The sequence below is a fragment of the Micromonospora sp. WMMD708 genome (assembly GCF_049315245.1).
Lineage (GTDB): Bacteria > Actinomycetota > Actinomycetes > Mycobacteriales > Micromonosporaceae > Micromonospora > Micromonospora wenchangensis.
The window spans coordinates 436503-462789 of sequence record NZ_CP186060.1; the positions used below are offsets into that span (position 1 = coordinate 436503).

At 72.8% G+C, this 26287-nt stretch carries 25 protein-coding genes; 13 read left to right on the forward strand and 12 right to left on the reverse strand.

All coding sequences use genetic code 11. The annotated features are described in order from the left end of the window. The first annotated feature begins 679 nt into the window (after window positions 1–679). Window positions 680–2182, forward strand: a complete 1503-nt coding sequence (locus tag ACN260_RS01975) for an amino acid permease (protein WP_422754473.1) — start codon at window positions 680–682, stop codon at window positions 2180–2182. A gap of 211 nt (window positions 2183–2393) precedes the next feature. On the opposite strand, the gene ACN260_RS01980 is transcribed toward ACN260_RS01975, so the two are convergent. After that, window positions 2394–3905 (reverse strand): alpha-N-arabinofuranosidase, encoded by a 1512-nt coding sequence (locus ACN260_RS01980; protein ID WP_422754474.1) that lies wholly within the window; start codon window positions 3903–3905, stop codon window positions 2394–2396. 126 nt (window positions 3906–4031) lie between these two features. Here ACN260_RS01980 and ACN260_RS01985 point away from each other — a divergent pair, with 126 nt between their 5' ends. After that, a complete protein-coding gene (locus ACN260_RS01985; protein WP_422754475.1) occupies window positions 4032–5030 on the forward strand; it encodes a LacI family DNA-binding transcriptional regulator in 999 nt (332 codons plus the stop codon). A gap of 82 nt (window positions 5031–5112) precedes the next feature. Here the strand turns inward: ACN260_RS01985 and ACN260_RS01990 are convergent, their stop codons facing one another. The 3 genes from ACN260_RS01990 to ACN260_RS02000 all read right to left on the reverse strand — a co-directional run bounded on the left by ACN260_RS01990 (window position 5113) and on the right by ACN260_RS02000 (window position 7925). After that, window positions 5113–5838: a methyltransferase domain-containing protein gene (locus tag ACN260_RS01990; RefSeq protein WP_422754476.1), complete on the reverse strand. Its 726-nt coding sequence runs from the start codon at window positions 5836–5838 to the stop codon at window positions 5113–5115. 97 nt (window positions 5839–5935) lie between these two features. Next, window positions 5936–6250 carry a hypothetical protein gene (locus ACN260_RS01995; protein ID WP_088646124.1) on the reverse strand — a complete coding sequence of 105 codons (315 nt, stop codon included), beginning with the start codon at window positions 6248–6250 and terminating at the stop codon, window positions 5936–5938. A gap of 37 nt (window positions 6251–6287) precedes the next feature. Beyond that, window positions 6288–7925: an ABC-F family ATP-binding cassette domain-containing protein gene (locus tag ACN260_RS02000; protein WP_422754477.1), complete on the reverse strand. Its 1638-nt coding sequence runs from the start codon at window positions 7923–7925 to the stop codon at window positions 6288–6290. Window positions 7926–8457: 532 nt separating this feature from the next. Between ACN260_RS02000 and ACN260_RS02005 the strand changes: the two genes are divergently transcribed. Both ACN260_RS02005 and ACN260_RS02010 read left to right on the forward strand, forming a co-directional pair. Next, window positions 8458–9228, forward strand: coding sequence for an ROK family protein (locus ACN260_RS02005; RefSeq protein WP_422754478.1), 771 nt, complete (start codon window positions 8458–8460; stop codon window positions 9226–9228). Window positions 9229–9320: 92 nt separating this feature from the next. Then, window positions 9321–9689, forward strand: a complete 369-nt coding sequence (locus ACN260_RS02010) for a tetratricopeptide repeat protein (RefSeq protein ID WP_088644718.1) — start codon at window positions 9321–9323, stop codon at window positions 9687–9689. A gap of 33 nt (window positions 9690–9722) precedes the next feature. On the opposite strand, the gene ACN260_RS02015 is transcribed toward ACN260_RS02010, so the two are convergent. Beyond that, complete coding sequence (locus tag ACN260_RS02015; RefSeq protein WP_422754479.1) at window positions 9723–9947, reverse strand: hypothetical protein; 225 nt, start codon at window positions 9945–9947, stop codon at window positions 9723–9725. 317 nt (window positions 9948–10264) lie between these two features. Here ACN260_RS02015 and ACN260_RS02020 point away from each other — a divergent pair, with 317 nt between their 5' ends. Then, the gene (locus ACN260_RS02020) at window positions 10265–10477 is read left to right on the forward strand and encodes a helix-turn-helix transcriptional regulator (protein WP_204957630.1); all 213 of its coding nucleotides are present in this window, start codon (window positions 10265–10267) and stop codon (window positions 10475–10477) included. A 124-nt stretch (window positions 10478–10601) separates the two neighbouring features. Next, window positions 10602–10856, forward strand: a complete 255-nt coding sequence (locus tag ACN260_RS02025) for a Smr/MutS family protein (RefSeq protein WP_067315484.1) — start codon at window positions 10602–10604, stop codon at window positions 10854–10856. A 6-nt stretch (window positions 10857–10862) separates the two neighbouring features. On the opposite strand, the gene ACN260_RS02030 is transcribed toward ACN260_RS02025, so the two are convergent. From ACN260_RS02030 to ACN260_RS02050, 5 genes are all read right to left on the reverse strand, one after another. Then, a complete protein-coding gene (locus ACN260_RS02030) occupies window positions 10863–11126 on the reverse strand; it encodes a type II toxin-antitoxin system RelE family toxin (RefSeq protein ID WP_422754480.1) in 264 nt (87 codons plus the stop codon). Next, window positions 11123–11503 (reverse strand): hypothetical protein, encoded by a 381-nt coding sequence (locus ACN260_RS02035; RefSeq protein WP_281902619.1) that lies wholly within the window; start codon window positions 11501–11503, stop codon window positions 11123–11125. Before ACN260_RS02035 ends, ACN260_RS02030 begins: the two co-directional genes overlap by 4 nt. A gap of 120 nt (window positions 11504–11623) precedes the next feature. Then, window positions 11624–12073, reverse strand: coding sequence for a GNAT family N-acetyltransferase (locus tag ACN260_RS02040; RefSeq protein ID WP_422754481.1), 450 nt, complete (start codon window positions 12071–12073; stop codon window positions 11624–11626). 63 nt (window positions 12074–12136) lie between these two features. After that, a complete protein-coding gene (locus ACN260_RS02045) occupies window positions 12137–12478 on the reverse strand; it encodes a type II toxin-antitoxin system HicB family antitoxin (RefSeq protein ID WP_422754482.1) in 342 nt (113 codons plus the stop codon). A gap of 63 nt (window positions 12479–12541) precedes the next feature. Next, complete coding sequence (locus ACN260_RS02050) at window positions 12542–14938, reverse strand: M28 family peptidase (RefSeq protein WP_422754483.1); 2397 nt, start codon at window positions 14936–14938, stop codon at window positions 12542–12544. Between the two features lie 270 nt (window positions 14939–15208). Here ACN260_RS02050 and ACN260_RS02055 point away from each other — a divergent pair, with 270 nt between their 5' ends. The 7 genes from ACN260_RS02055 (at window position 15209) to ACN260_RS02085 (ending at window position 24055) form a co-directional block, all read left to right on the forward strand. Continuing rightward, the gene (locus ACN260_RS02055) at window positions 15209–16426 is read left to right on the forward strand and encodes a PP2C family protein-serine/threonine phosphatase (RefSeq protein WP_422754485.1); all 1218 of its coding nucleotides are present in this window, start codon (window positions 15209–15211) and stop codon (window positions 16424–16426) included. Next, window positions 16423–18207 carry a sensor histidine kinase gene (locus tag ACN260_RS02060; RefSeq protein ID WP_422754486.1) on the forward strand — a complete coding sequence of 595 codons (1785 nt, stop codon included), beginning with the start codon at window positions 16423–16425 and terminating at the stop codon, window positions 18205–18207. Before ACN260_RS02055 ends, ACN260_RS02060 begins: the two co-directional genes overlap by 4 nt. Continuing rightward, window positions 18204–18656, forward strand: a complete 453-nt coding sequence (locus tag ACN260_RS02065; RefSeq protein ID WP_402897112.1) for a response regulator — start codon at window positions 18204–18206, stop codon at window positions 18654–18656. The genes ACN260_RS02060 and ACN260_RS02065 overlap by 4 nt, the downstream gene beginning before the upstream one ends. After that, entirely contained in the window at window positions 18649–19455 is an 807-nt protein-coding gene (locus ACN260_RS02070; RefSeq protein ID WP_422754487.1) for an inositol monophosphatase family protein, read from the forward strand. Before ACN260_RS02065 ends, ACN260_RS02070 begins: the two co-directional genes overlap by 8 nt. A 263-nt stretch (window positions 19456–19718) precedes the next feature. Continuing rightward, window positions 19719–20732, forward strand: coding sequence for a coiled-coil domain-containing protein (locus ACN260_RS02075; RefSeq protein ID WP_422754488.1), 1014 nt, complete (start codon window positions 19719–19721; stop codon window positions 20730–20732). A gap of 36 nt (window positions 20733–20768) precedes the next feature. Next, window positions 20769–22322 (forward strand): fused MFS/spermidine synthase, encoded by a 1554-nt coding sequence (locus ACN260_RS02080; protein ID WP_422754489.1) that lies wholly within the window; start codon window positions 20769–20771, stop codon window positions 22320–22322. A 71-nt stretch (window positions 22323–22393) separates the two neighbouring features. Beyond that, window positions 22394–24055 (forward strand): serine/threonine-protein kinase, encoded by a 1662-nt coding sequence (locus ACN260_RS02085; RefSeq protein WP_422754490.1) that lies wholly within the window; start codon window positions 22394–22396, stop codon window positions 24053–24055. 161 nt (window positions 24056–24216) lie between these two features. On the opposite strand, the gene ACN260_RS02090 is transcribed toward ACN260_RS02085, so the two are convergent. Both ACN260_RS02090 and ACN260_RS02095 read right to left on the reverse strand, forming a co-directional pair. Continuing rightward, a complete protein-coding gene (locus ACN260_RS02090) occupies window positions 24217–24885 on the reverse strand; it encodes a potassium channel family protein (protein WP_422754491.1) in 669 nt (222 codons plus the stop codon). Beyond that, window positions 24875–26209: a TrkH family potassium uptake protein gene (locus tag ACN260_RS02095; RefSeq protein WP_422754492.1), complete on the reverse strand. Its 1335-nt coding sequence runs from the start codon at window positions 26207–26209 to the stop codon at window positions 24875–24877. Before ACN260_RS02095 ends, ACN260_RS02090 begins: the two co-directional genes overlap by 11 nt. Window positions 26210–26287 lie beyond the last annotated feature (78 nt).

Consider the following 26287-nt stretch of genomic DNA (forward strand, 5'->3'; position numbering starts at 1 on the left):
ACCACGCAGGCGTCACCCGCCGTGACGTCGTCGACGGCCGGCCCGGCCGTCGCGCCCCCGCCGGTGGCTACCGCCACCGTCCCGCTGGTCGCTGCCGCTGCCCCTGTCCTCCCGCCGGTGGCCACCGCCGGCCCGCTCTCCGCGAGCCCACCGACCACCACCAGCACCAACCCGACCACACCGATCCCGAGCCTGCCCACCACTCTCTCCCTCCTCCGGTCCCGCCCCACCCGCCCGCCTCCTTCGCGCCCGCCCGCCCGCACCTCCGCCTCCGGCGCCCCACCCCGCCGCCCGCCCGCCCTTCCGCCCTCCCCTGGCCGCCCCCACCCAGCCCGGTGATCAAGAGCTTTGGGTCAGTCGATCAAGAGGTTCGCGTCAGCGGACGCGCTGGGATTGACGCAAACCTCTTGATCACCGGGGCGGGGTGGGGTGGGGGTGAGGCGGAGGGGAAGGAGGAAAGAGTGGCGGGAAGTGGCGGGGTGGGTGGGGGGATGGGAGGAAATTTTCATATTCGGGGGTGTCGGTGCAAGGGGTGGGTGGCGGGGATGCGGGTCGGGGGTGACCGAAAGTGGTTATTGGGGTGCGGGGTGTTGATGTGGTGGGGTGATTGGGGTGGGCTTGGGGTGGGTAGCAACGCCCGGCACCGGCCGTCAGCAGGGCGGTCGCGGTGGTGGGAGGGGTGAGCGCAGTGTCCGTGCTGCGAACCAAACCGATCAGGGACGTGGTTGCCCAGGGCAACGCCGACGGCAGTGACGGCACCCCAGGTCTGAAACGACGACTCGGGGCCCGCGACCTCACCGGCTTCGGCATCGGCATCGTGATCGGCACCGGCATCTTCACCCTCACCGGCATCGAGGCGCGCGACAGCGCCGGGCCGGGTGTGGTGATCTCGTTCGCCATCGCCGGGGCGGTCGCCCTGCTCGCCGCCCTCTGCTACGCCGAACTGGCGTCCAGCGTGCCGACCGCCGGCAGCGCCTACACCTACGCGTACGCCACGATGGGCGAGATCGTCGCGTGGATCATCGGGTGGGACCTGCTGCTGGAGTTCGCGCTCGGCGCGGCGGTGGTGGCCCGGGGCTGGTCCGGTTACCTCGCCGAACTGTTCGGCCTGCCGAGCACCTGGTTCGCCGAAGAGGGCAGCGTGGTCAACGTCGGGGCGATCGGCATCGTGCTGCTGCTCGGCGTCGTCGCCATCGTCGGCATCCGCGAGTCGGCCCGGATCACCAACCTGCTGGTCCTGGTGAAGGTCGGCATCTGCGTCTTCGTCATCGTCGCCGGGCTGTTCTTCGTCAAGGCGGCAAACCTCACCCCGTTCATCCCACCGGCCGAGCCGGCCGGCGCCGGCGACGACGGGATCAAGCAGCCCGTCACCCAGGCGCTGTTCGGGCTGGAACCCTCCGTCTTCGGTTTCGTCGGGGTGCTCACCGCCGCCGCCGTGGTCTTCTTCGCCTACACCGGTTTCGAGGCGGTGGCGAACCTGGGTGAGGAGACCCGGCGGCCCAAGCGGGACCTGACCCTGGGTCTGTTCGGCACCCTGCTGATCTCCACCACGCTCTACATCGGCGTCTCGCTGGTCGTCGTCGGCATGGTGCCGTACGCCGAGATCGACCGGGGCGCCCCGATCGCGGCGGCCTTCAACGCGGTCGGCGCGGGCTGGGCCGGGGTGCTCGTCTCCATCGCCGCCGTCGCCGGTCTGACCAGCGTGATCCTGGTCGACCTGGTGGCCATGGGCCGGATCGGCTTCGCCATCTCCCGGGACGGCCTGCTGCCGCCCGCCGTGGCGAAGATCCACCCGCGTTGGGGGACGCCGTACCGGATCTCGGCGGTGATGACGGTCGCGGTGGCGGTGCTCGCCGGGTTCCTGCCGCTGTCGGCCCTGGCCGACCTGGTCAGCATCGGCGCGCTCTGCGCCTTCATGATCGTCTCGATCGCGGTGCCGATCCTGCGCCGCAGGCGCCCCGACCTGGAGCGGCCGTTCCGGGTCCCGTTCTCCCCGGTGCTGCCGATCTTCACCGCGCTGGCCTGCCTCTACCTGACGCTCAACCTGTCGGTCGAGACCTGGATCAGGTTCCTGATCTGGATGGCGCTCGGCGGCGTCGTCTACTTCTGCTACGGCTACCGGCACAACCGCCTCGCCGTGCGGGAGGCCGAGGAGCGCGCCAAGGAACCCGCCTCCGCCTGACCGCCCGGCGGGTGCCGGCCGGGACCACCGCCGGCACCCGACCGGTGCCGGGCCCGCCTGCGCCCCGCCCGGTGCCCGGGTCCGGCATCCGGCCCGGCGCGGCCCGGCGCGGTGCCCGGGCCCGCTTGTGCCCGGCCCGATCCGGCGGACAGGGGCGGTGCCCGGCGGGGCCGGCACAGCGGGCCTGGCCGCCGTCGGGACATAGGCCGGGTCAGGGGCGCGGCGCGAAGCGCAGCAGGTTCCAGGAGATCCCCGGCAGGCGTACGGCACAGCGGTCGCCGTCGACGGTGCCGGTGGGCAGCTCCCGGGGGGCCACCAGGTCCGGATCGGCCTCGGTGTTGACCGCGTCCGGGTCGTCCCCGGCGACGAGGGCGAGGTGCTGCACCGGGTACAGCCCCGACAGGCCCCGTAGGTCGAGATCCACGGGAAGGTCGTCGGGGCCCCGGTTGACCGCGAACACGGTCAGCGCGCCGGACTCCTCGTCGTGTAGTGCGACGGTGTCCAGCACCGGCACGTCGCCGTACCGCTTCGTGGCGTAGTGCGGTGAGACCGGCTCGGTGCGCAGCACGGTGCCCGTGGCGTACCGGGCGGTCAGGGCGAACGGGTGGAAGATGCTCTGCCGCCAGGCCGGCCCGCCGGTGCGGGTACGGATCGGGGCGATCACGTTGACCAGCTGCGCCTGACAGGCCACGCCGACCCGGTCGGCGTGCCGGAGCAGGGTGATCAGCAGGTCCCCGACCACCACCGCGTCGACGGCCGTGTACTCGTCTTCGAGCAGCTCCGGTGCCTCGACCCAACCGCGCCCGTCCAGGTCGCCCTGGACGCGGGACTGGTACCAGACGTTCCACTCGTCGAAGGAGATCTTCAGCTTGCGGGTCTGCCGCAGCCGGGCGGCCACATGGTCGGCGGTGGCGACGACCTCGCTGATGAACTGGTCCATGTCGACCGCCGAGGCGAGCAGGCTGGCCCGGTCCCCGTCGGTCGGGTCGTAGTAGGTGTGCGCCGAGACGTAGTCGACCTGCTCGTAGGTGTGTTCCAGCACGGTCGCCTCCCAGGAGGCGAAGGTGGGCATGCCCCGGCCGGAACTGCCGCAGGCGACCAGGCTGATCGAGGGGTCGATCAGCTTCATCGCCCGCGCGGTCTCGGCGGCGAGCCGGCCGTACTCCTGCGCGGTCTTGTGGCCGACCTGCCAGGGGCCGTCCAGTTCGTTGCCGAGGCACCACAGCCGTACCCCGTACGGCTGCTGCGCGCCGTGTGCGCGGCGCAGGTCGGACAGCCGGGTGCCGCCCGGGTGGTTGGCGTACTCCAGCAGGTCGCACGCCTCCTGCACGCCCCGGGTGCCGAGGTTGACCGCCATCATCGGTTCGACCTGCGCGGCGGTCGCCCAGGTCATGAACTCGTCGAGGCCGAACGCGTTGGTCTCGATGGTCTTCCAGGCCAGGTCCAGCCGGCGGGGGCGGTCGGCGACCGGGCCGACGCCGTCCTCCCAGCGGTAGCCGGAGACGAAGTTGCCGCCGGGGTAGCGGACCACGGAGACGCCCAGTTCCCGGGTCAGCTCCAGCACGTCGCGGCGCAGGCCGAGCGGGTCGGCCCCGGGGTGCCCCGGTTCGTGGATGCCGCCGTACACGCAGCGGCCCAGGTGTTCCACGAAGGAACCGAAGAGCCGGCGGTCCACCGGGCCGATCGTGAAGGCCGGGTCGATCGTCAACCGCGCTGCACGCACGGGCCCACCTCTTCCCTGAGCTGCTCGGAGCGACTGCGGTCGATGCGCCGCCCCGCGTTTGTATACCGTTGTCGCCAACGTTGTAAAGGATCTGTCGCGGGCCACCGACACGGGAGGAGCGGGGACGTGCGCCACCGCCTCAAGGACGTCGCCGAGCGGGCCGGGGTGTCGGTCAAGACCGTGTCGAACGTGGTCAACGGCTACCAGCACGTCCGCCCGGAGACCCGGGCCCGGGTCGAGGCGGCCATCGCCGAACTCCGCTACCGACCCAACCTGTCGGCCCGCAACCTGCGCAAGGGGCGTACCGGCGTGATCGCCCTCGCCGTGCCGGAACTGGACGTGCCGTACTTCGCCGAGTTGGCGCGGCACGTGGTGGCCGCCGCCGCCGACCACGGCTGGACCGTGCTCATCGACCAGACCGGCGGTGGCCGGGAACGGGAGAGGGTGGCCGCAGCCGGCGTCGGCGACCACATGATCGACGGGCTGATCTTCAGTCCGCTGTCGCTGTCCGCCGACGACCTCGTCGGCCTGGAACTGCCGATGGTGCTGCTCGGCGAGCGGACGGACCACGGCCGGGCCGACCACGTGATGATCGACAACGTGACCGCCGCCCGGGAGATGACCGCCCACCTGATCGGTCTCGGCCGCCGCCGGATCGCCGCCGTCGGCGCGCAGCACACCCCCGAGGGTGCCGGCGCCCGCCTCCGGCTGGCCGGCTACACCGCCGCCCTGGCCGACGCCGGCATCGGGTACGACGAGCGCCTCGTCGCCGCCACCCCGGCCTGGCACCGCGCCGACGGGGCCGCCGCCCTGCGTCACCTGCTCGCCTCGGGAGCCCGCCCGGACGCGGTCTTCTGCTTCAGCGACACTCTCGCCCTCGGCGCGCTACGTGCCCTGCACGAGGCCGGGCTACGGGTGCCCGCCGACGTCGCCGTCGCCGGTTTCGACGACATCGAGGACGGTCGGTTCAGCGTACCCACCCTGACCACGGTCAGCCCGGACAAGGAACGGATCGCCCGGCTCGCCGTCGACCTGCTCGCCGGACGGCTGGCCGGCGAGCGGAACGCACCCGCCCGGGAGGTCACCGCCCCGCACCGGCTGACCTTCCGGGAGAGCACCACCTGACGTCTTCGTCCGCCCCGCGCTACCGGAACCCCGGCGGCTGCCGTTCCGCCGGAGCCGCCGGCACCGGCGACCGGTCGGACAGTCAGTCGAAGAAGCGGGCCAGGTGGGCCGGGGACACCGGTGGCGCGTCGGCGGGCAGCGGGGTCAGGTCGGCGAAGATGGACGCGCCGTCGCAGCCGGCGTGCAACGGATACCAGCGCGGGGTCCCCGGCGGGCGCTGACCGCACACCCCCTTGATCGTCTGTACGTCCAGCAGCCGGACGTGGGTCGGGTCGGCCACCGCGTTCACATGCCCCCACCAGGGGCTCATCACGTGCAGCACACCACCCGGGCGCAGCACCCGGTGGCACTCGTCCACCAGCGGCAGGAAGTCGATCAGGTGCTCCAGGATGTGCACCGTGAAGATCACGTCGACGGAGTCGTCGGCCAGCGGCAGCGACCCGGACAGGTCCGCCACCGCGTCCACCCCCGGGGCGGGGAAGATGTCCAACCCGAGGTTCGTCGGGTACTGCTTCTGACCGCCGCAGCCCAGGTCCACCACCACCGGGTCCCGGCCGGCGACCCGCACCCGCCCCCACACGCCGTACACCCCGGCCAGCCGGCCGACCAGCTCGCGGACCAGCCGCAGCTGCGCAGGTCGCGGCACCTCCCCGCTCAGGTGGGCGACACCCCGGTCGAACCGCACCTCGACGCCGAGACCGCGTAACCGCTCGTCGTGGCGGGCCTGCTCGGCCCAGGCCGCTTCGAGGAACCCGTCGAGCGCCCGCAGCCGTTCGGCCGAGGGCGGTGCCTGCGCCAACGCGACCATGGCCACCTCCCGCCGGCCGTTACCCGCTTCCCGGCCCGGCACACCACCCGATCTGTTTCGTCAGCGCCGGCCGGGTCAGCCGCCAGCGCCGGCCGGGTCAGCCGCCGGCACGGCGGGTGGGCCGGCCGACGGCCCGGATGCGCTGCCGGGGCGCACCTGCCGCCTTCGGGCGCTTGAGGTGGTAGCGGTGCAGCTCGTTGTGGCCCTCCAGGGACGGGTCCTCGCTCATCCCGACGAGTTCCCAGCCCTGGTCACCGGCCCGGTTCAGGTGTGCCAGCGCGGTGTCGCCGTAGGCGGTCACGTCGGTCATCGAGCCGTCCGGGCCGTACCAGACGAAGACGACCTCCCAGCTGAGGTCGGAGGCGGTCGGCTGGCGACGGCGCACCAGCAGCGCGTACTCCCATCTGAGCATGACCCATTGTCACCCGGCGGCCGGCGGGCGGCACGGATCAGTCTTCGGCGATCCGCCCGTCGGCGACCCGAAGCCGCCGGTCGACACTGACCGCGTCCAGCATCCGGCGGTCGTGGGTGACCAGCAGCAGCGTCCCGGGGTAGCCGGCCAGCGCCGACTCCAACTGCTCGATGGCCGCCAGGTCGAGGTGGTTGGTCGGCTCGTCCAGCACCAGCAGGTTGACCCCCCGGCCCTGGAGCAGCGCCAGCGCCGCCCGGGTCCGTTCGCCAGGCGACAGTGTCGCCGCCGGCCGCAGCACGTGTGCGGCGCGCAGGCCGAACTTGGCCAGCAGCGTCCGCACGTCCGCCGGCGTCATCTCCGGTACGGCGGCCCCGAACGCCTCCAGCAGCGGCTGGTTGCCGAGGAACAGCCCCCGGGCCTGGTCGACCTCACCGACCACCACCCCCGGGCCGAGCGCGGCGTGTCCGGCGTCGAGCGGCAGCCGGCCCAGCAGCGCGCCGAGCAGGGTGGTCTTGCCGGAGCCGTTCGCCCCGGTGATCGCCACCCGGTCGGCCCAGTCGATCTGGAGGTTCACCGGCCCGAGAGTGAAGTCGCCCCGGCGGACCACCGCGTCGCGCAGCGAGGCCACCACCGCACCGGCCCGGGGCGCGGCGGCGATCTCCATCCGCAGCTCCCACTCCTTGCGGGGCTCCTCGACCACGTCGAGCCGTTCGATCAGCCGCTCGGTCTGCTTCGCCTTCGCCGCCTGCTTCTCCGTCGCCTCGGCCCGGAACTTCCGGCCGATCTTGTCGTTGTCGGTGGCCTTGCGACGGGCGTTCTTCACGCCCTTCTCCATCCAGGCCCGCTGGGTGCGGGCACGGGCCTCCAACGCGGCCCGGGTTTCGGCGTACTCCTCGAAGTCGGCGCGGGCGTGCCGGCGGGCCACCTCCCGCTCCTCCAGGTAGGCGCCGTAGCCGCCGCCGTAGTGCCGGACCTGCTGCTGCGCCAGGTCGAGTTCGAGCACCCGGGTCACCGTCCGGGTCAGGAACTCCCGGTCGTGGCTGACCAGCACCGTGCCGGCGCGCAGCCCGGTGACGAACCGTTCCAGCCGGTCCAGGCCGGCCAGGTCCAGGTCGTTGGTGGGCTCGTCGAGCAGGAAGACGTCGTACCGGCTGAGCAGCAGGGACGCCAGCCCGGCGCGGGCCGCTTGCCCACCGGACAGGCCGGTCATCGGGTGGTCCAGGTCGACGGTGAGCCCCAACTCGGCGGCGACCTGCTCGGCGCGTTCCTCCAGGTCGGCCCCGCCGAGGTCGAGCCACCGCTCCAACGCCCCGGCGTACGCGTCGTCGGCCCCGGCCGTCCCCGCGGTGAGCGCCCCGGTGGCCGCGTCCAGGGCGGCCTGCGCCCCGGTCACCCCGGTGCGTCGGGCCAGGAAGTCGCGGACCGTCTCGCCCGCCCGGCGCTCCGTCTCCTGCGGCAGGTAGCCCACCGAGGCCCCGGGCGGGCTCAGCGTGACGCTGCCCTCCTCCACCGGCTGCACCCGGGCCAGCGTGCGCAGCAGCGTCGACTTGCCCGCCCCGTTGACCCCCACCAGCCCCACCACGTCGCCGGGGGCGACGACCAGGTCGAGGTCACTGAAGAGCACCCGCTCCCCGTGCCCGGCGGCGAGTCCCTTGGCGATCATCGTGGCGCTCATGAGGCCCCGAGCCTAGCGCCCGCCCATCCGGGGCGGGGACACCGCGCGGCCCGGCCCACGCCGGGCCCGGCTGCCGGCCCCGACTGCCGGCCCCGACTGCCGGCCCCGACTGCCGGCCCCGACTGCCGGGCGCGGCTGCCGGGCGCGGCTGCCGGCCACCGGCGGGCCCGGTGACCGGCGTCGGTGGCTGGCCCACCGCCGACGTCCGGCCGCCAGCCCCGGTGGTCGGCCCTGCCTGCCCCGGCTGCCGGACCACTAGGGCCTCGGTGACCGGTCCGGGGCCGCCCGGGTGGGGTGCCCGGTGCGGGGACCGTGGTCCGTGCGCCAGATCGTGGAGAGTTCTTGCGGCTATGGCGACAAGAACTCTCCACGATCCTGTGCTCCGGCCGCATCGGTCGGTCACTGTCGCCCGTCACCACCTCCGTCAGGTCTTCCGGCCGGCGGGCGGGTCGGCGGGTCGGGCTGCTGGCCCCGGTCGGCGGAAGGTGGGGGAGGGGCGGGGGAACGGGGGCGGGTGGGGCAAGGTGGGGGTGTGGGATTGACGTTGGCGATCGACTGCGGCGGCGGCGGCATCAAGGGCTCGGTGCTGGACGGGGACGGCACCCTGCGGGCGTCGGTGATCCGGGTGGACACCCCGTACCCGTTGCCCCCCGGGTTGTTCGTCAAGACGCTGCTGGAGCTGGCCGGCCGGCTGCCCCCGGCGGACCGGGTCACGGTGGGGATGCCGGGCATGATCCGGCACGGGGTCGTGGTGGCCACGCCGCACTACGTGACCCGGTCCGGGCCGCGCAGCCGGGTCGACCCCGACCTGCTCGCCGAGTGGTCCGGGTACGACGCGCGGCGGGCGGTCACCGAGGCGTTCGGGATGCCGGCGCTGGTGCTCAACGACGCCGAGGTGCACGGTGCCGGGGTGGTCGCCGGGACCGGCTGCGAGCTGGTGCTGACCCTCGGTACCGGGCTGGGCAGCGCGCTCTTCGACGGTGGGCGGCTCGCCCCGCACCTGGAGCTGTCGCACGCCCCGGTCCGCTGGGGCACCACCTACGACACGTACGTCGGGGAACCGGAGCGGCGGCGGCTCGGCGACGCCTTCTGGTCCCGACGGATCCGGCAGGTGGTGGACGGGCTGCGCCCGGTCTTCCGCTGGGACCGGCTCTATCTCGGCGGGGGCAACTCGCGGCTGATCCGCCCTGAGCAGGTGGCCCGGATGGGCGACGACGTGGTGATCGTGCCCAACACGGCCGGAATCGTCGGCGGCGTCCGGGCCTGGCAGTTGACCGGCGAACGGGACGAGCCGACCTCCTGAGCCACAAGTCCACCCCCAGGAACACTCGCGGTACGCCCGGTGTTGTGCCAGCGTCGGAGCAATGGCGACGTGACGCGAGGGGGTGGGTCGGGATGGATCTTCTGGCGGAGTACCGACGGGCGACCATGTACTTCGAGATGGGTGACCCGAGCGGAGCGGTCCGGCTGCTGGAGCCGATCGTGGCGGCCGAGCCCGGCAACTCCTCCGTACGTCAGCTGCTGGCCCGGGCGTACTTCCAGACCGCCCAGCTCGGCCGCGCCGAGGAGCAGTTGCGGGAGCTGGTCGACCGGGACCCCAGCGACCACTACGCCCACCACGTGCTGGGCCGGACACTGGAGCGGCTGAACCGCTACCCGGACGCGCTGCGGCACCTGCGCATCGCGGCGGCCATGCACTCGACCAACGACGACTACGTGACCGCGCTGCGCCGGGTGGAGAGCCGGGTCGGCAACGGTCGCTGAGTCGCAGACCGCACCGGGCCGGGGGAGGGGTTACTACCCTTCCCCCGGCCCGGTTCCGCGTCTGGTCCAGGCCAGGAACCTGTCGAACAGATCCGTCGGGGGCGGGACGGCGTTCGGGTTGAGGGTGACCAGGTCGCCGGTGGCGTCGAACAGTTGCCCGGCCATGTGGACGGACAGCCCGACCCGGTCCCGCCGGTATTCGAGGATCAGCAGCAGCCGGGCGGGCTGACACGGCCAGGGCGCGGCGCAACCCGGCACAACCAGAGCGGCCGCATCGGTACGTGCGGCCGGACAGCCCTGCCTGGACGGGCGTGCACCGGCGAGGCGTTCGAGCTTCGTCGAGTTCCGGTGACGAACCGGTCACGCGGTCCGCCGACGCTGGTGCGGTTGAGATCCATCGGGCTCTCCATGGCGTCGGCCATCAGCGTGTGGGACGAGCGGGTCGTGCGAGCTGCTGCGACATCAGTCCAGCGTGTGGGCCTGCTCGCCACTTGTCAAGGTGCAGGGGTGCATTAGACAAGGTGCAGTCTGACTAGCTGCTGTTTGACCACTGGCGGTCTGGCTACTCTCGCGCCGTGCCACGCCACCTCTACGGGGCAGGCGAGATCACGACGCGGCTCGGCGTCAGCCGGCAACGGGCCCGTCAGATCATCGACCGGCCCGACTTCCCCCAGCCGTACGACCGGCTCGGGATGGGTGCTGTGTGGCTGAAGGCCGAGGTCGAGGCGTGGATCCGCGAACACCGCCCCCACCTCGGCGAGGCAGACGACGAGGAACAGCCCGTCTGAGTTCAGCCGCTGGTCGCCTGCATGGTGATCATGTCGGAGCACCGGACCAAGCCTGAGCCTCGCTCCGACGCCTGCCGGCCTACGATGGGCCTGCCATGGCGGCTGCGCAGGTGGGGGAGGCGGGATGAAGCTCAAGCTGGACCTGCACGACATCTTCAACAAGGGCCACGACATCGACCGTGCCCTGCGCGGGATCATGGACGAGGCCGTGGCGAAGAAGGCCACCCTGGTCGAGATCATCCCTGGTAAGGGGTCCGGTCAGCTCAAGAAGAAGGTGCTGCGCTTCCTCGACCAGAAGGACGTCAAGCAGCTCTACCACCGGGTCGAGAAGGACTCCAAGAACTTCGGCCGCCTCTTCGTCCACTTCCGCTGGAAGTAGCCTGCCCTAGAAGGACCGGTATACCTCTCTCCGGTGGGCGATTCGCACGACTGCTATCAAAACCTGGTCATCCAGGATCAGGTAGACGATCCGGAAATCGCCGACCCGGATGCGCCACTTGGTATCGCCACCGGACAGCTTCACGCAGCCGGCGGGCCGAGGGTCAACTGCCAGCTGATCGATCGCGGCACCGATGCGGACCTGGGTGGGGCGATCGAGCTTGGCCAGTTCGCGCGCCGCAGCATTGGTGAGCTCGATCTTCCATGTCACAGGTCGAGCTCCCGCTTGACCGCGCTCCACGGCTGCGTCGACTCACCAGCACGCATCGACGCCAGTGCGTCGTCGCATGCCTGGGCGTCCTCCTCGTCGATCACCTGTTCCATGATCTCGTCGAGCCGCGCAAGCTCCTCACGAGCCGAGGCGCGCAGAGCGGGTGTCCGGTTCGGGTTTCTGGCCACCGCTCCCAGATACTGTCTGATCTTCTCAAGACCCTGCGGATCGAGCGCCGTCGGTGGCCCCATCGCCGCCACCCGCTGCCCCTGACGAGTCAGGTAGACGACGTTGCCATCCTCAGCCGCCTCGACGGCCTCGGACGGCGGACCGGCATGAGGCGGAACCTCATACTCGAACGCGTGTGCGGCGGTCATGGAGGTCATGGTAACGCTGGACTGCCCCGGAGCCGGACAACCAGCTGAGGTGGTGTCGGCTGGAATCCGTCAGAGGGTTGAGTCAGCCCAGCCGGGTGACCCGCTCCTACATCCTCATTGTCAGAGGTTCAGGACGGCGACCGTCTCCCCGTCGCTCTGCTCGCCGGTCGGCCGGAAGCCCAGCTTCAGATAGAAGCCCTCCGCCCCGCCCTCGCGCGGCACCCAGGTGACGTACGCCCGGTTGCCGCCCCGGGCGCGGATCTCCGCGCATACCGCCTCGACGGCGAACCGCCCGTAACCCTTCCCCTGGTCGTCGGCCGCGATGTTGAGTTTCCAGAGGCCCGACCGGACGTCATCGGGGTTGTCGCCCCACGCGTAGTCGAGGAAGGCCATCAGGAAACCGACCATCCGGTCGCCGTCGAAGATCAACCTCGGCCAGGCGATGTCGGGGAAGACGTACGCCTCGGCCAGTGACTTGACCACCGGCCCGACCAGATCCTCCTGATCGGGGCGCACCGACAGCTTGAGCGCTGCCTCGTAGTTCTCCGGGGTGACCTTCTCCAGCCGCATCCTGCGGACCGTAGCCGGCCCCGCCGGTCCGGGCGACCGGTTATCCGGGCCATCCCACCGTGTTCAGGCTGCCGACAGCTTCCGTACGACGTACTGGTTGAGGCTCATCCCGTCTTCTGCGGCATGGATGGCCAACTCGCGGTGCAGGCTTTCACCGACGCGCACGTTGAATTTGCCCGAGTAGCTCCGATCGGCAAACGGCTCGGGTACTTCCTCGCCCTGCTGCTCCAGGTCCGCGACCACCTCGCTCAGCAGGTCCTGAAGCCCTTGCAGGGCTTCGATCTGAGAGGGTGCCAGCCAGGACAGCGAGGGAAACTCGGCGCAGGTGGCGATGAACTCGTTGTCCTGGGCCGACCACGTGACGCGATAGGAGTAGTGACTCACCTCGGGGCGAACGTCCTGCATCACAAGGCCTCCCACGCTCCAGACATATGGTACCGCCTGTGGTGCTATAGCGGCAGGCGCTCGTCAGAACGGATACGTGCGGGCGACCGCCAACATCTCCGAGGTGTGCGACCCGACCACCCCCACCGCAGCCGGCCGCTCCCGGAACCCCGGCAGCCCTTCCAGCCCGTCGCTGGCGTCCATCGCCCGCACCGCCACCTGCCCCGCCCGGGACACCACGGTCAGGGTGATCTCGACCCCTTCGGCAGGCGGAGCGTGGAACACGATCCCGAAGCCCCACCGGTCGGCCGACGTTTCCTCACCGCCCGGCTGCCGCTCGACCGGCACCTCCCGGCCGGCCACCTCGGCCCGGGTCACCTCGGCGGTGGTCGTGTCGACGTGCAGGGTGGCCAGCCGGACGGTGCGCTGGGGGAGCAGCCGCAGCCGCAGGGTGCGCGGCCCACCGGCGGTGGTGTCCGCCAGCACCTGCACCGTCGGCGCGGGCAGGCTCGCCGCCGGGGCCGGGCCGCCGCGCAGGTCCGGATCACCCAGGCCGGGGAAGCCGTCGACCGTGGCGGGACCGTCGACGTATCCGGCGGTCCACGGCTGCGGGTCGGCCTCCCGGGTGAGCCACTGCGCCTTACCGGTGTCGGCGTCCAGGGCGTACATCAGGTGGGTGGGCACGGGGTGGTCCGCGTCGAACCGGTCGACCGCCAGGCCGACCCCGGCGAACAGGGCGGCGGCGAGCGTGGCGGCGACGGCCGGCAGCGCGCCGAGCCGGCGGGCCCGGGCGGCGACCATGCCCCGCTGGCCGCCGGCCGCCGGGTGCAGCAGGTCGAGCACCGGCAGCGCGGCCAGCCCGAGCAGCACCGCGAACAGGGCCGCGACCCCGCCCATCGCCATCCCCAGCGCCGGGAAGAGCAGCACCACGGTGGGCAGCAGGATCACCACGGCGACCGCCCCGGCCAGGGTCACCGCGGCCACCGGCCACGGGCCGTCGATCCGGGTACGCAGCGCCACCAGGCCGGCGAGCGCGCCGGCCAGCGCCGGGAGGGTGGCCAGGTAGGCCCCGCCGGGCACCAGCGCCGCCAGCACCACCCCGAGCAGGGCCAGCCAGCCCAACCCACCGACGGCAAGCGCCGCCGGGCCGACCCGGCGGCGGGTCAGCGCGTACCAGGTGAGCAGGATCGCGGCGGCGAGCGCCACCACCGCCAGCCGGTACCAGACCGGCCGGTACGGGTCGAGCAGTTCGGCGTACCCGGGGCGCAGCGCGGTGATCCCCGCCCACAGCAGTTGGGCGGCGACCGGGGCGACCACGATCGGCACCAGCGCCAGCCCGAACCCGGCGACCAGCCGACCGGCCCCGGCCCGCCCCGCGCGCCGGACCTGCCAACCCAGCACCAGCACCCCGAGCACCGCCAGGGCGGCCAGCGGCCAGGTCAGCCAGCCGGGGTAGCGGACCAGCCCGCCCGGCACCGGGAAGTAGGTGGCGTCGTGGCCGGCGCGCAGCGCCGTCAGGTCGGCGCGGCCGAACTCCCGGGCCAGGCCGAGCGCGTTGTCGCCGTGCATCTGGAGGCTGCCCCGGTTCATCGCCGCCGGGGTGTCCAGCGGGGTGTGGTAGATCGCGCCCCCGTCGATGTACGCCGCGTTCAACCCGACGAAGCCGTTGTCGAGGAAGGCGGTGAAGTCGGTGTCGTTGGGCAGCGCCCGGTAGATCTCCACCGCGAACGAGGTGCCCACCGGATGCGGTGCGCCCCGGCCGAAGGCGGCCACCAGTTCGGCGTTGTTCCGGGACGTCTCGAACATGATCACCGGGCCGGTGGAGCCCCGCGCCTCCAGGTTGAGCACCACCCCGCCGTCGGCGGCCAGCGGGTGGCTCGCCGCGAACGCCGCCGCCCCGCACAGGCACGCCTCCTCGGCGTCGGTCAGCACGAACACGACGTCGTTGCGGGGTCGGGGGCCGGCGGCCAGCGCGCGGGCCACCTCCAGCACGGTGGAGGTGCCGGCCGCGTCGTCGTTGCCACCCGGGCCGGTCTGCACCGAGTCGTAGTGCGCCACCAGGAACACCCGGCCGGTGGAGGCGGTTCCGGGCAGCCGGGCCACCACGTTGCGGACCCGGGCGAAGGTGGCCCCGCCGGCCGCCCCGCTGAGTTGCCCGGCCTCCGGGGCGACGGTGTCCTGCACCTCGGTCTCCAGGCCCAGCCCGCGCAGCGCCCCGACGAGGTGCTCACGGACCTGGTCGTTGGCGGCGCTGCCGGCCGGGTGCGGGCGTTGCGCCACCGTCTGCACCGTCCGGTACGCCCGCCCGGCGCTGAACTCGTCGGCCGGGGCGTCGACCGGCCGGGGCGTCGGGGTGGCCAGGGTGACCAGCACGACCGCGCCCACCGCGACCAACGCCAGCAGGGCGGCCACGGCGGCAAGTAGACGACGCCGGGGGCGGGTCAGCGCCCGGTCGGCGGCGGAGGCGGGGGGTGCGCCCACGGGAACTCCTCGGAGGTGGTGCGGAGGTGGTGCACCATCCTGCCCCCGACGGGGCGCGGCCGGGGCGTACCGGAACCGAACCGTGACGCGCGGCGCTGACTCGGCGCTCACCCTGGTGACGGCCTTGCCCGGGAACGCCCGGACCGGGCGGACCGTGTTGTGTGCGACCGTTGTCTAATACAGGATCAGCAGGGCACTCGGAAGGAGCCCGACATCACCAGCGAACTCCCGCGTCTCGCGGCGGTGACCCGGTCGCACCGGGGGCCTGGCATGGCCGGGCCCTCCGTCGCGCCGTACCCGCACGGCGGGCTGGGGCCGCACCCCAACCTGCCGCCGGGGGAACGGCTGCGGGTGCTGCTGGTCGAGGACGACGAGGGCGACGCCTTCCTGGTCGGTGAGCTGCTCGCCGAGACCAACTCGATGATCGACCTGCTGGTCGCGACCAGCCTCAGCGAGGCCCGGCAGCGCATCGCCGGGGTTGACTGCGTGCTGCTCGACCTGGGCCTGCCCGACGCGCAGGGCCTGGACGGGCTGCGCCGGGTGCTGGAGATGTCCAGCGGCGCGGCGGTCTGCGTGCTGACCGGCCGCTCCGACGAGCACCTCGGCATCGTCGCGGTCGCCGAGGGTGCCCAGGACTACCTGGTCAAGGGGCAGGTCGACGGGGTACTGCTGACCCGCGCCCTGCGTTACGCGGTGGAACGCAAGCGGGCCGACGAGAACGCCCGTCGCCTGCGCGAGATCGAGCTGCGCCAGGCCGAGTCGGCCCGACTGGAACGGGGCCTGCTGCCCCAGCCGCTGATGACCACCGACGAGGTGGCGGTGCACACCTTCTACCGGCCCGGCCGGCACGCGGCGCTGATCGGCGGGGACTTCTTCGACGTGGTGCAGACGCAGCCGGACCGGGTCGACCTGATCGTCGGCGACGTCTGCGGGCACGGGGTGGACGAGGCCGCCCTCGGCGTCGAACTGCGGGTGGCCTGGCGGGCGTTGATCCTGGCCGGGGTGCCCGACGACGAGGTGCTGCCCGCCCTGGAACAGGTGCTGATGAGCGAGCGCCGGCTCCAGGAGATCTTCGCCACCGTCGCCACCGTCCGGCTCGACCTGGCCGCGAACCGGGCCACCGTCCGGCTGGCCGGCCACCCGCCGCCGCTGCTGCTGTCCGGCGGCAAGGTCGCGCCGGTCCCGGCCCGGGGTGGCCTGCTGCTCGGCGTACGACCCCGCCGTCCCGTCGCGTTCGATCTGGAGTTCGACACCGATGACTGGTCCCTGTTGATGTACACCGACGGCCTGATCGAGGGGCGGGTGGGTGACGGCGACGACCGGTTGGACGTCGACGGGCTGACCGGCCTGCTCCAGGAACGCGCCAACCACGCCGTGCCGCTGTCCGAGCTGCCCGCCTGGCTGGTCGGTCGGGCCGAGCAGATCAACGGGGGGCCGCTCGCCGACGACGTCGCCATGCTGCTGGTCACCCGGGGCGGTGGCCGGTGAACACGTACCGCCGGGGGTGGACCCTGCGTCGCCGGGTGCTGGCGCTGCTGGCCGTGGTCGGTGTGCTGCTGGTCGGGTTGGCGGCGGCCGAGGCGGTGGTGGCGGCGAAGAACCGCGCGTACACCGACACCCTGCTGACCAGGACCGGCCCGCTGCGGGTGCAGGGCCAGGAGATGCTCAACGCGCTGCTCGACCAGGAGACCGGCGTCCGGGGGTACGCGGTCAGTGGCAACCGCGCCGACCTGGCCCCGTACGAGCAGGGGGTGCAGCAGGAGCGCGACGTGGCCGCCACGATCGCCGACCTGGGCCGCGACTACCCGGCGGTCGCGGGTGCGCTGCGCACGGCGCAGCAGCAGGCGGCGGACTGGCGGCGGACGGTGGCCGAGCCGGTGATCACCACCACCGCGAGCAGCGGCACCGCCGCCGGCCAGGCGTTGATCACCGCGCAGGCCCGGCAGCAGTTCGACGAGGTCCGGGCGACGGTGGGTGACCTCCAGACGGCGATCCTGACCGAGCGGGAGAAGGGCGCCCGGGACATCGAGCGCACCGGCAACATGCTGGTGATGCTGCTGATCGTCGCGGCGGTGGTGGTCGTCCTGGCGGGCACGTTGATGCTGCTCTCCCTGGAGCGGATGGTGATCCGGCCGCTGACCGGCCTGGCGCAGCAGGTGCGGGAGGTCGCCGCGGGCGACTACCAGCACCACATCGCCGGGTCGGGGCCGCCGGAGTTCCGCCGGCTCGCCGACGACGTCGACGTGATGCGGCAGAAGATCGCCAAGGACCTGGCCGAGGTGCGGGCCGCCCGGGAGAACATCGAGTGGGTCAACAGCCAGTTGCAGAAGCAGGCCGAGGAGCTGACCCGCTCCAACCGTGACCTGGAGCAGTTCGCCTACGTCGCCTCGCACGACCTGCAGGAGCCGCTGCGCAAGGTGGCCAGCTTCTGCCAGCTGCTGCAACGCCGGTACGCGGGGCAGCTCGACGAGCGGGCCGACCAGTACATCGCGTTCGCGGTCGACGGCGCGCAGCGGATGCAGCGCCTGATCAACGACCTGCTGGCGTTCTCCCGGATCGGCCGGCTCACCACCGGCTTCGTCGACGTCGACCTGAACAAGGTGATGGGCGACGTGGCCAGCCAGACCGAGCCGGGCCGGCAGTACGCCGACGCCGAGCTGACCTGGGGCGAGCTGCCGGTGATCCGGGGCGAGGAGCCGCTGCTCACCAACCTGCTGGTCAACCTGGTGAGCAACTCGGTGAAGTTCCGCCGCCCGGACGTCGCGCCGAAGGTGCGGGTCTCGGCCCGGCTGGTCGGTGACGAGTGGGAGGTCACCTGCCAGGACAACGGCATCGGCATCGAGGCCGAGTTCGCCGACAAGATCTTCGTGATCTTCCAGCGGCTGCACGCCAAGGACGCCTACCCTGGCACCGGCATCGGCCTGGCCATCGTCAAGAAGATCGTCGAGTACCACGGCGGTCGGGTCTGGGTCGACACCGACCAGGCCGAGGGGACGGCGATCCGGTTCACCCTGCCGGCCCGGCCGGAGGACGTCGAGGCGGCGAAGGCGGCGGCCGAGGCGGACGCGGCGGTGGCCGACGGGGACACCGACGCGGAGAGCCCGGCGGCGACCGACGACGTCACCCCCGACCCGGTCGGGGAGACCGCCGACGGGGCGGCCCGACCGACGCCGGTCGGCCGGCAGCCGGACGGCACGCAGGACGAGGACCCACCCGGCGGGCCGCCGGGGCACGGCACGACGGGTGGCACGAAGGAGAGGGTGGGATGACCGCGCCGGCGGACGGCAAGAGCCCGATCGAGGTCCTGCTGGTCGAGGACGACCCGGGTGACGTGCTGATGACCCAGGAGGCGTTCGAGGAGCACAAGCTCCGCAACCGGCTGACGGTTGTCTCCGACGGGGCCGAGGCGCTGGCCTACCTGCGGCGCGAGGGCCGGTACGCGGACGCGGTGACCCCCGACCTGATCCTGCTCGACCTGAACCTGCCCCGCCGGGACGGCCGGGAGGTGCTGGAGGAGATCAAGAACGACGAGGAACTGCGCCGTATCCCGGTCGTGGTGCTGACCACCTCCCAGGCCGACGAGGACATCCTGCGCAGCTACCAGTTGCACGCCAACGCCTACGTGACCAAGCCGGTGGACTTCGACCGCTTCATCTCGGTGGTCCGCCAGATCGACGAGTTCTTCGTCAGCGTGGTCAAGCTGCCGCCGCGTGGCTGACCACCTGCTCGACGACGTCGACGCGCTGCTGCGGGATACCGCGGCGAGCGTGGTGCTGCCGCTGTTCCGCAAGCTGGACGACGCCGACGTCACCGAGAAGGCACCGGGCGACCTGGTCACCGTCGCCGACCAGCGGGCCGAGGAGCGGATCTCGGCGGAACTGCGCCGGTTGCTGCCGGGTTCCCTGGTCGTCGGCGAGGAGGCGGTCGCCGAGGACGGGTCGCTGCTGCGGCACCTGCGCGGCGACGGCGACGTGTGGGTGGTCGACCCGGTCGACGGGACGGGGAACTTCGCCGCCGGGCGGCGACCGTTCGCGCTGATGGTGGCCCTGCTCTCCGGCGGTGAGCCGGCCGCGTCCTGGGTGTTCGACCCGCTGGCGGGGACGATGGCCGTGGCCCGCGCCGGGGCCGGCACCCGGCTGGACGGCCGGCCGGTGCGCGAGACCCCCGTCCTGCCGCCGGAACGGCTGCGCGGCACCGCGATGGTCCAGTACCTGCCCCGGGCGACCCGGGACCGGGTGGCGGCCGGCCGCAGCCGGATCGGGGAACTGCTGCCCGGCCAGCACTGCGCCGGGCGGGAGTACCTCGACCTGCTCACCGGTGACCAGCAGTTCGTCCTGTTCTGGCGGACCCTGCCCTGGGACCATGCCCCGGGCGCGCTGCTGGTGCGCGAGGCGGGCGGGGTGGCCCGCCGGTTCGACGGCACCGAGTACCACCCGGCCGACGGCGGTCCGGGCCTGCTGGTCGCCTCCGACGAGCAGACCTGGCACGAGGTCCGGGCCGCCCTGCTCGGCGACTGAACCGCCGGGGCCCGGCGGGCCGCGCCAGCGCCCCGGCTGCCGGCTCCACCGGCTGAGGGATCGACGGTGGTGGACCCTCGGCTACCGGTTCGACACTCCCGGTCGAGGGTCGCGGTCCGGGGCCGTCACGGGCCTGGTGACAGGGCGTGATTGCGGTAATGTGACCGGCGGTCTCCGCCCCCAGGCCGCCAACCGGGGCCGGCGGGACCGCCGCCGCACCGGCCCCTCGGTCGGGCGTCGGCGGCAGAGGGAAGGACACCTCCGTGCCCAGGACCAACCTGACCCGGCCGCGTCTGCGTCGGTCGTTGACCGTGCTGCTCGCCGCGGTGGCGCTGCTGCTCGGCGTCGGCGTGGTGCCCGCCGCGGCGGAACCCGGCGAGGGTGGTACCAAGGAGCTCAAGGACGCGTTGACGGCGGCGGCCAAGGGGCACATCGAGGCCAAGGCCAAGCTGGACACCTCCAAGCGGCGGCAGGCCGCGCTGACCGCCGAGCTGAAGGTGATCGAGGGGCGGCTGGGTGAGCTGACCACCCAGGTGGGCGAGGTGGCCGCGCAGTCGTACCGGGTGGGCCGGTTGACGCCGACGTCGATGCTGCTCAACACGGCCAGCCCGGAGGCGTTCCTCAAGCGGGCCGCCGACCTGGACATGATGGCCCAGCGGGACGGCAAGCAGCTCCGCGCCCTGGCGGAGGCCCGGCAGACCGCCGCCGAGGCCACGATCGCGATCAACGCCGAGGTCCGCGAGCAGCAGAAACAGCTCGCCACGCTGGCCAAGAAGAAGCGGGACGCCGAACGCGCCCTGGCCACGGTCAGCTCGGGCAGCAGCGCCGGTTTCAGCGGCGGGTCGAGTTCGGCGAAGCCGGCCCCGCGCAACTCCGACGGGTCGTGGCCGGGCGAGTCGTGTTCGGTGAACGACCCGACCACCTCCGGCTGCATCACCCCGCGCACCCTGCACGCCATGCAGCAGGCCAAGGCCGCCGGCTACAAGCGGTACGTCTCCTGCTACCGCAGCGGCGGGGGCGGCGAGCACCCCAAGGGTCGGGCCTGCGACTTCTCCGCCGCCACCAGCGGCTTCAAGGACGAGACGGCGACCGGCGGGGACAAGGCGTACGGCGACAGCCTGGCCAACTACTTCAAGAACAACGCCAACCGGCTCGGTGTGCTGTACGTGATCTGGTACCGGCAGATCTGGATGCCGAACACCGGCTGGCGGGCGTACAGCGGCTCGGGCAGCCCGGCCGCCGACCACACAAACCATGTTCATCTTTCGATGTACTGACCGTCGGGCCCAGGAAGGGGACGTAGCATCGCGACGGTGAGCAGCTCATCGTCCGACGTCGTGACCGTTCCGACGCCTCCCGCGCCGACGCCCTCCCGGGCCCTGCCCAACGGGCTCGCCGCGTTCCTGGTCTTCTTTTCCAGTGGCGCGGTGCTGGTGCTGGAGACGGTCTCGTTGCGCCTGGTCGGCCCGTACGTCGGGGTGACCCTCCAGGTGACCAGCTCGGTGATCGGCATCGCGCTGGCCGCCATCGCGTACGGGGCGTGGACGGGCGGTTGGCTGGCCGACCGGCGGGACCCGCGCGGGCTGCTCGCCCCGGCGCTGATCCTGGCCGGCATCGCCGCCGCAATCACCCTGCCGGTCGTCCGGTACGCCGGTGAGCTGCTGCGCGGCGGTGCGGTCAGCGGCATCCTGCTGCTCACCGCGTTGGCCGTGTTCGTGCCGGCGGCGCTGCTGTCGGCGGTCACCCCGCTGGTGGTGAAGCTGCAACTGTCCGACCTGCGGCGTACCGGGCAGGTCGTCGGCCGGCTGTCCGGCATCGGCACCCTCGGCGGCATCACCGCCACCCTGGTCACCGGGTTCGTGCTGGTGGCGGCGCTGCCCAGCACGGTCATCCTGATCGGGCTGGCGGCGGCGCTCGGCGTGGCCGGGCTGGCGCTCGGGGTCTACCTGCGCCGGCAGGAGGCCGCCGGGCTGCCCGGCCCGACCCGGGTGAAGGCCGCCCTGGCGGTGCTGGGGCTGGTCGCGGCGGGACTGAGCGCGGTCGCGCCGAACCCGTGCGACGTGGAGACCGCCTACCACTGCGCCCGGGTGGAACGTGATCCGGACCGGGCCGGCGGGCGCACCCTCTACCTCAACTCGGCCCAGCACTCGTACGTCGACCTGAACGACCCGACCCACCTGGAGTACGAGTACACCCAGTGGATCGGCGCGGTCGCCGACGTGCTCGCCCCGAAGGGGCAGCGGTTGGACGCGCTGCACCTGGGCGGGGGCGGGTTCACCATGCCCCGCTACCTGAGCGCCACCCGGCCGGGCACCGACAACGTGGTCTTCGAGATCGACGGTGAGCTGGTCGACCTGGACCGGCGGGAGTTGGGCGTCCGGACCGGGCCGGGGCTGCGGGCCGAGGTGGGCGACGCCCGGATGCTGGTCGGCGGCGAGCCGTCCGACAGCCGGGACCTGGTCGTCGGGGACGCCTTCGGGCACCTGGTGGTGCCGTGGCACCTGGCCACCCGGGAGATGGCGGCGGAGGTCGACCGGGTGCTCCGTCCCGGCGGCATCTACGTGCAGAACGTCATCGACTACCCGCCGGGCCGGTTCATCCGCTCGGAGCTGGCGACCGTGGCCGCCGAGTTCAGACACCTGGCGCTCGTCGCGCCGCCGGAGGCGATCGCCGGGCGGCAGGGCAGCAACTTCCTCATCGTCGCCTCGGACGCCCCGCTGCCGCTGGAGGCGCTGCGCACCCGGCTGGGCACGGTGGCGAAGATCCCCGACATGCTCGCCGGCAGCGAGGTGACCCGGTTCGTCGACGGCGCGCTGGTGTTGACCGACGACTACGCCCCGGTGGACCAACTGCTCGCGACCGCCTGATCGGGTGACTTTCCTGACCGATTACGACCATCGAGGTGTAGGGCGGGCCGTCCCGGGCAACTCGGTCGACCATGGGTGCAGGAGTCCGGAACGCCGCCCAGCTCCTCGGTGAGCGGTACCGGCTGATCGAGCAGCTCGGCGCGGGCGGCATGTCCGTGGTGTGGCGCGGCTACGACCAGGTGCTCGGCCGTCAGGTCGCGGTCAAGGTGCTCGCCTCGCGGCTGGCCAGCGACCGGGCCTTCCGGCACCGGATCAGGATCGAGGCGCAGGCCGCCGCCCGGCTCTGCCACCCCAACATCACCAACGTGTACGACTACGGCGAGTCCGAGCAGGTCGGGCTGACCGTGCCGTACGTGGTGATGGAGCTGGTGGACGGCGGCCCGCTCACCGCGCGGCTCGGCCGCGACGGGCAGCTGCCCTGGCGGGAGGCGGTGACGATCGGCGCCGAGGTGACCTCGGCGTTGGCCACCGCACACGCCCGGGGGGTGGTGCACCGGGACGTGACCCCCGGCAACGTCATGCTCACCACCACCGGGGTGAAGGTCGTCGACTTCGGTATCTCGGCGCTGGTCGGGGAGAGCGAGAAGGGGCCGGACGGCGCGCTGCTCGGCACCCCCGCCTACCTCGCCCCGGAACGCCTCGACAACGGCCAGGTCTCCCCGGCCACCGACGTGTACGCCGTCGGGCTGCTGCTCTACCGGATGCTCACCGGGCGGCTGCCCTGGCAGGCCAGCACCACCACGCAGATGCTGCGGGCGCACATGTACCACGACCCGGAGCCGATGCCCCCGGTACGCGGGCTCCCCGACGAGGTGGTCGAGCTGGTCGGCCGTTGCCTGGCCAAGCGGCCCGAGGACCGGCCGGCGACGGCCGAGGTGGCCCGTACCCTCGCCTCGGCGGCCGGGATGGTCGCGGCGGTGCCCGTCTCGCCGGCACCAGGGCAGGGCGACCCGGCTCTGCTCGCCAACGCCGGCACCACGATCCTGCCCTGGTCGGCCGACACCGACGCGCTGCCCTTCTCGGGTCGTACCCGCACCCGCCGGGCCGCTGTCCGCCGCCGGCGGATCGAGGCCGGGGTGGCCGCCGCGAGCCTGGTGGCCGTCACCGCGGCCATCTGGGGGGTGACCTCCCGCAGCCCCGCAAGCGGTGGCGTCGACCGGCCCACCGAGGCCCGGATGGGACTGCCCGACACCATTCCGTGCGAGGTCGAGTACGCGCTGCGCAGCGACTCCGGCAGGGACTTCGCCGCCCAGCTCACGCTGACCAACACCGGCCCCCGGGAACTGCGGGACTGGACGATGAGCTTCGCGTTCCCCGGCCAGCAGACCGTCACCACGACCACCCCCGGGATACGCCAGGAGGGACGCCTGGTGCGGGTCACCCCGGCGGCCGGGCGGGCCGCGCTGGCCCCGGGCGCATCGGAGAAGGTCGCGCTGACCGGCCGGTACACCGGGGGCAACCCGCTGCCGCTGGAGTTCACCGTCGGCGAGTCGAGCTGCGGGGTACGGGTCTCCGGGGTGGCCGGCAGCGCACCCGTGGTGAAGCCCCCGGCGGCGAAGAAACCGGCGGCCAAGAAGCCGGCGGCCAAGAAACCGGCGAAGTCGTCAGGCAAGGGTGGTTCCGGGGCGGCCGGGCCGGCGAAGCCCAAACCGAAGGCCGAGAAGCCCGCCAAGGGGCCCGGCCCGGCGGCGGGCAAGGGGTCGGGTGGGGCATCGGGAAAAGCGGGAAAGTGACCGGGAAGGGAGGCAAGGGCGCAGGTGGCGGCCCGGGTGGCGGTCCCGGGAAGGGACCCCGGGGCTGAGGCCGGACGTCGGCTCCCGGCGGTGGTCGGGCGTGCCGGCCCCGTGGTGGCGGCCGGGGACCGCGGTCGCCGGGTCGCGTGCGGACGGCGCGGTCAGCGTAGGGCCGCGAACTGCTGCACCCGGGCGATCCCGCCCTCCACTATCAGGATGCTGCCCGGCCCGAGCACAGCGTCCGGGTCGGCGTACCGGAAGCGTTCCCCGGCGGGTTTCGCGCCGACCACCATCACCCCGTAGCGCTCCTGCACGGCCAGGTCCCGCAGCCGGTGACCGACAAGCGGCGGGGGCACCGGCACCTTGGCGATGGCCAAGTCGTCGCCGAACTCCATGAAGTCGAGCATCCGGCTGACGATCAGGTGGGCCACCCGTTCGCCGGTCTCCGCCTCGGGGAAGACCACGTGGTGGGCGCCGACCGAGGCCAGGATCTTGGCATGCTTGCGGGACGTCGCCCGCGCCCAGATCTGCGGTACGCCCACCTCGGTCAGCGCCAGCACGGTGAGCACGCTGGCCTCCACCGAGGCGCCGATGGCGACCACCACCCGGCTGAAGTCGCCGATGCCGAGCTGCCGCAGCGCCTGTTCCTCGGTGGCGTCGGCCTGCACCACCCGGTCCAGCGACGCCGACCAGCGCTGCACCCGGGCCGGGTCGCGGTCCACGGCGAGCACCTGGTGGCCGAGGCGGGTCAACGCCCCGGCCAGGTGGCAGCCGAACCGGCCCAGCCCGATCACGGCGATGTCGCCGTCACTCTCGTCCCTAGCCGACAACGGGTTGCTCCTTCGGATAGCGGTACAGCCGGCGTCGGGTGTTCAACGCGATCGCCGAGCCGAGGGTGAGCGGGCCGATCCGCCCGACGTACATGAGCACGGTGAGCACCAGTTCCCCTGAGGCGGGCAGGTGCGGGGTGAGCCCGACGGTGAGCCCGGCGGTGCTGAACGCCGAGGTCACCTCGAACATCGTTTCGTTGAACCGGACGTCGGTGGTGAGCACGGTCAGGGCGAGCGTGCCGGCGGTCACCAGGGCGACGCTGAGCAGCGCCACCGTCAGCGCCTGGCGTTGGCTGGCCACCGCGATCCGGCGGCGGCCCACGGTGACGTCCGGTTCGCCGCGCAGCTCCGCCCAGATGACGAAGCCGAGCAGGAAGAACGTGGACACCTTGATCCCACCGGCGGTGCTGGTGCTGCCGCCGCCGATGAACATCAGGGCGATGAGCAGCGGGTAGCTCTCCTCGCGTAGCGCCGCCACGCCGATCACGTCGAATCCGCCGGTACGGCTGAGCGCGATCTGGGCGAACGTGGCGAGCAGCTTGTCCGGGGTGTCGTAGGTGCCGATGGTGAACGGGTTGTCCCACTCGGTGGTGAGCAGCCCGACGAAACCCACCGTCACCAGCACCACGCTGCCCCAGACGGTCAGTTTGGTGGCCACCGCCCAGCGGCCGGGCCGGCCACGCTGGCGGAACGCCTCGAACAGCGCGGGGAAGCCCAGCCCGCCGACGATCGCGCCGAACGCCAGCGGCAGCGCCACCCACGGGTCACGGGAGAACCCGACCAGCCCGTCGGTGTAGAGGGTGAAGCCACCGTTGTTGAACGCCTGGATCGAGTGGAACGTGCCCGACCACAACGCCCGGCCCGGGGAGTAGTCGTAGGCGAGCCGGAGCCGGGTGGTCACCACCGCGGTCATCACCAACTCGCAGCCGAACACCGTGCCGGCGATGCGCAGCAGCAGGCGGCGCAGGTCGGCGAAGCCGTACTCGGCGGTCTCGGCCTGCACCAGCAGCCGGTTGCGCAGCCCGAGCTGCCGGGTGACCGCCAGGCTGACCAGGGCCGCGCCGGTGAGGATGCCCAGTCCACCGACCTGGGTGAGCACGGTGATCATCACCAGCCCGAACCCGTTCCAGTAGTTCGGGGTGTCGGTGACCGCCAGGCCGGTGACCGAGACCGCCGAGGTGGCGGTGAACAGGGCGGTGACCAGCGGGGTGTAGCGGTGCGCACTGGTGGCCCAGGGCAGCATCAGCAGGCCGGTGCCGATCGCGATCGCCACCAGGAAACCGAACGGCACCAGCCGGACGGGGTGACGAAGAAAGCGGTGCACCAGACAATCCTGTCGATTCCGGCGGGACCGGGGCGGTGAATCGCGTATCCGGGGCCGGTCCCGGTTTCCCCGCAGGGT

Coding starts and splice junctions, on each gene's coding strand:
- ACN260_RS02010 (WP_088644718.1), top strand. CDS start 9,321: ATGGATCTTCTGGCGGAGTACCGACGGGCGACCATGTACTTCGAGATG.
- ACN260_RS02065 (WP_402897112.1), top strand. CDS start 18,204: ATGACCGCGCCGGCGGACGGCAAGAGCCCGATCGAGGTCCTGCTGGTC.
- ACN260_RS02045 (WP_422754482.1), bottom strand. CDS start 12,478: ATGCAGGACGTTCGCCCCGAGGTGAGTCACTACTCCTATCGCGTCACG.
- ACN260_RS02055 (WP_422754485.1), top strand. CDS start 15,209: ATGGCCGGGCCCTCCGTCGCGCCGTACCCGCACGGCGGGCTGGGGCCG.
- ACN260_RS02040 (WP_422754481.1), bottom strand. CDS start 12,073: ATGCGGCTGGAGAAGGTCACCCCGGAGAACTACGAGGCAGCGCTCAAG.
- ACN260_RS02035 (WP_281902619.1), bottom strand. CDS start 11,503: ATGACCGCCGCACACGCGTTCGAGTATGAGGTTCCGCCTCATGCCGGT.
- ACN260_RS01995 (WP_088646124.1), bottom strand. CDS start 6,250: ATGCTCAGATGGGAGTACGCGCTGCTGGTGCGCCGTCGCCAGCCGACC.
- ACN260_RS01990 (WP_422754476.1), bottom strand. CDS start 5,838: ATGGTCGCGTTGGCGCAGGCACCGCCCTCGGCCGAACGGCTGCGGGCG.
- ACN260_RS02000 (WP_422754477.1), bottom strand. CDS start 7,925: ATGAGCGCCACGATGATCGCCAAGGGACTCGCCGCCGGGCACGGGGAG.
- ACN260_RS02025 (WP_067315484.1), top strand. CDS start 10,602: ATGAAGCTCAAGCTGGACCTGCACGACATCTTCAACAAGGGCCACGAC.
- ACN260_RS02085 (WP_422754490.1), top strand. CDS start 22,394: ATGGGTGCAGGAGTCCGGAACGCCGCCCAGCTCCTCGGTGAGCGGTAC.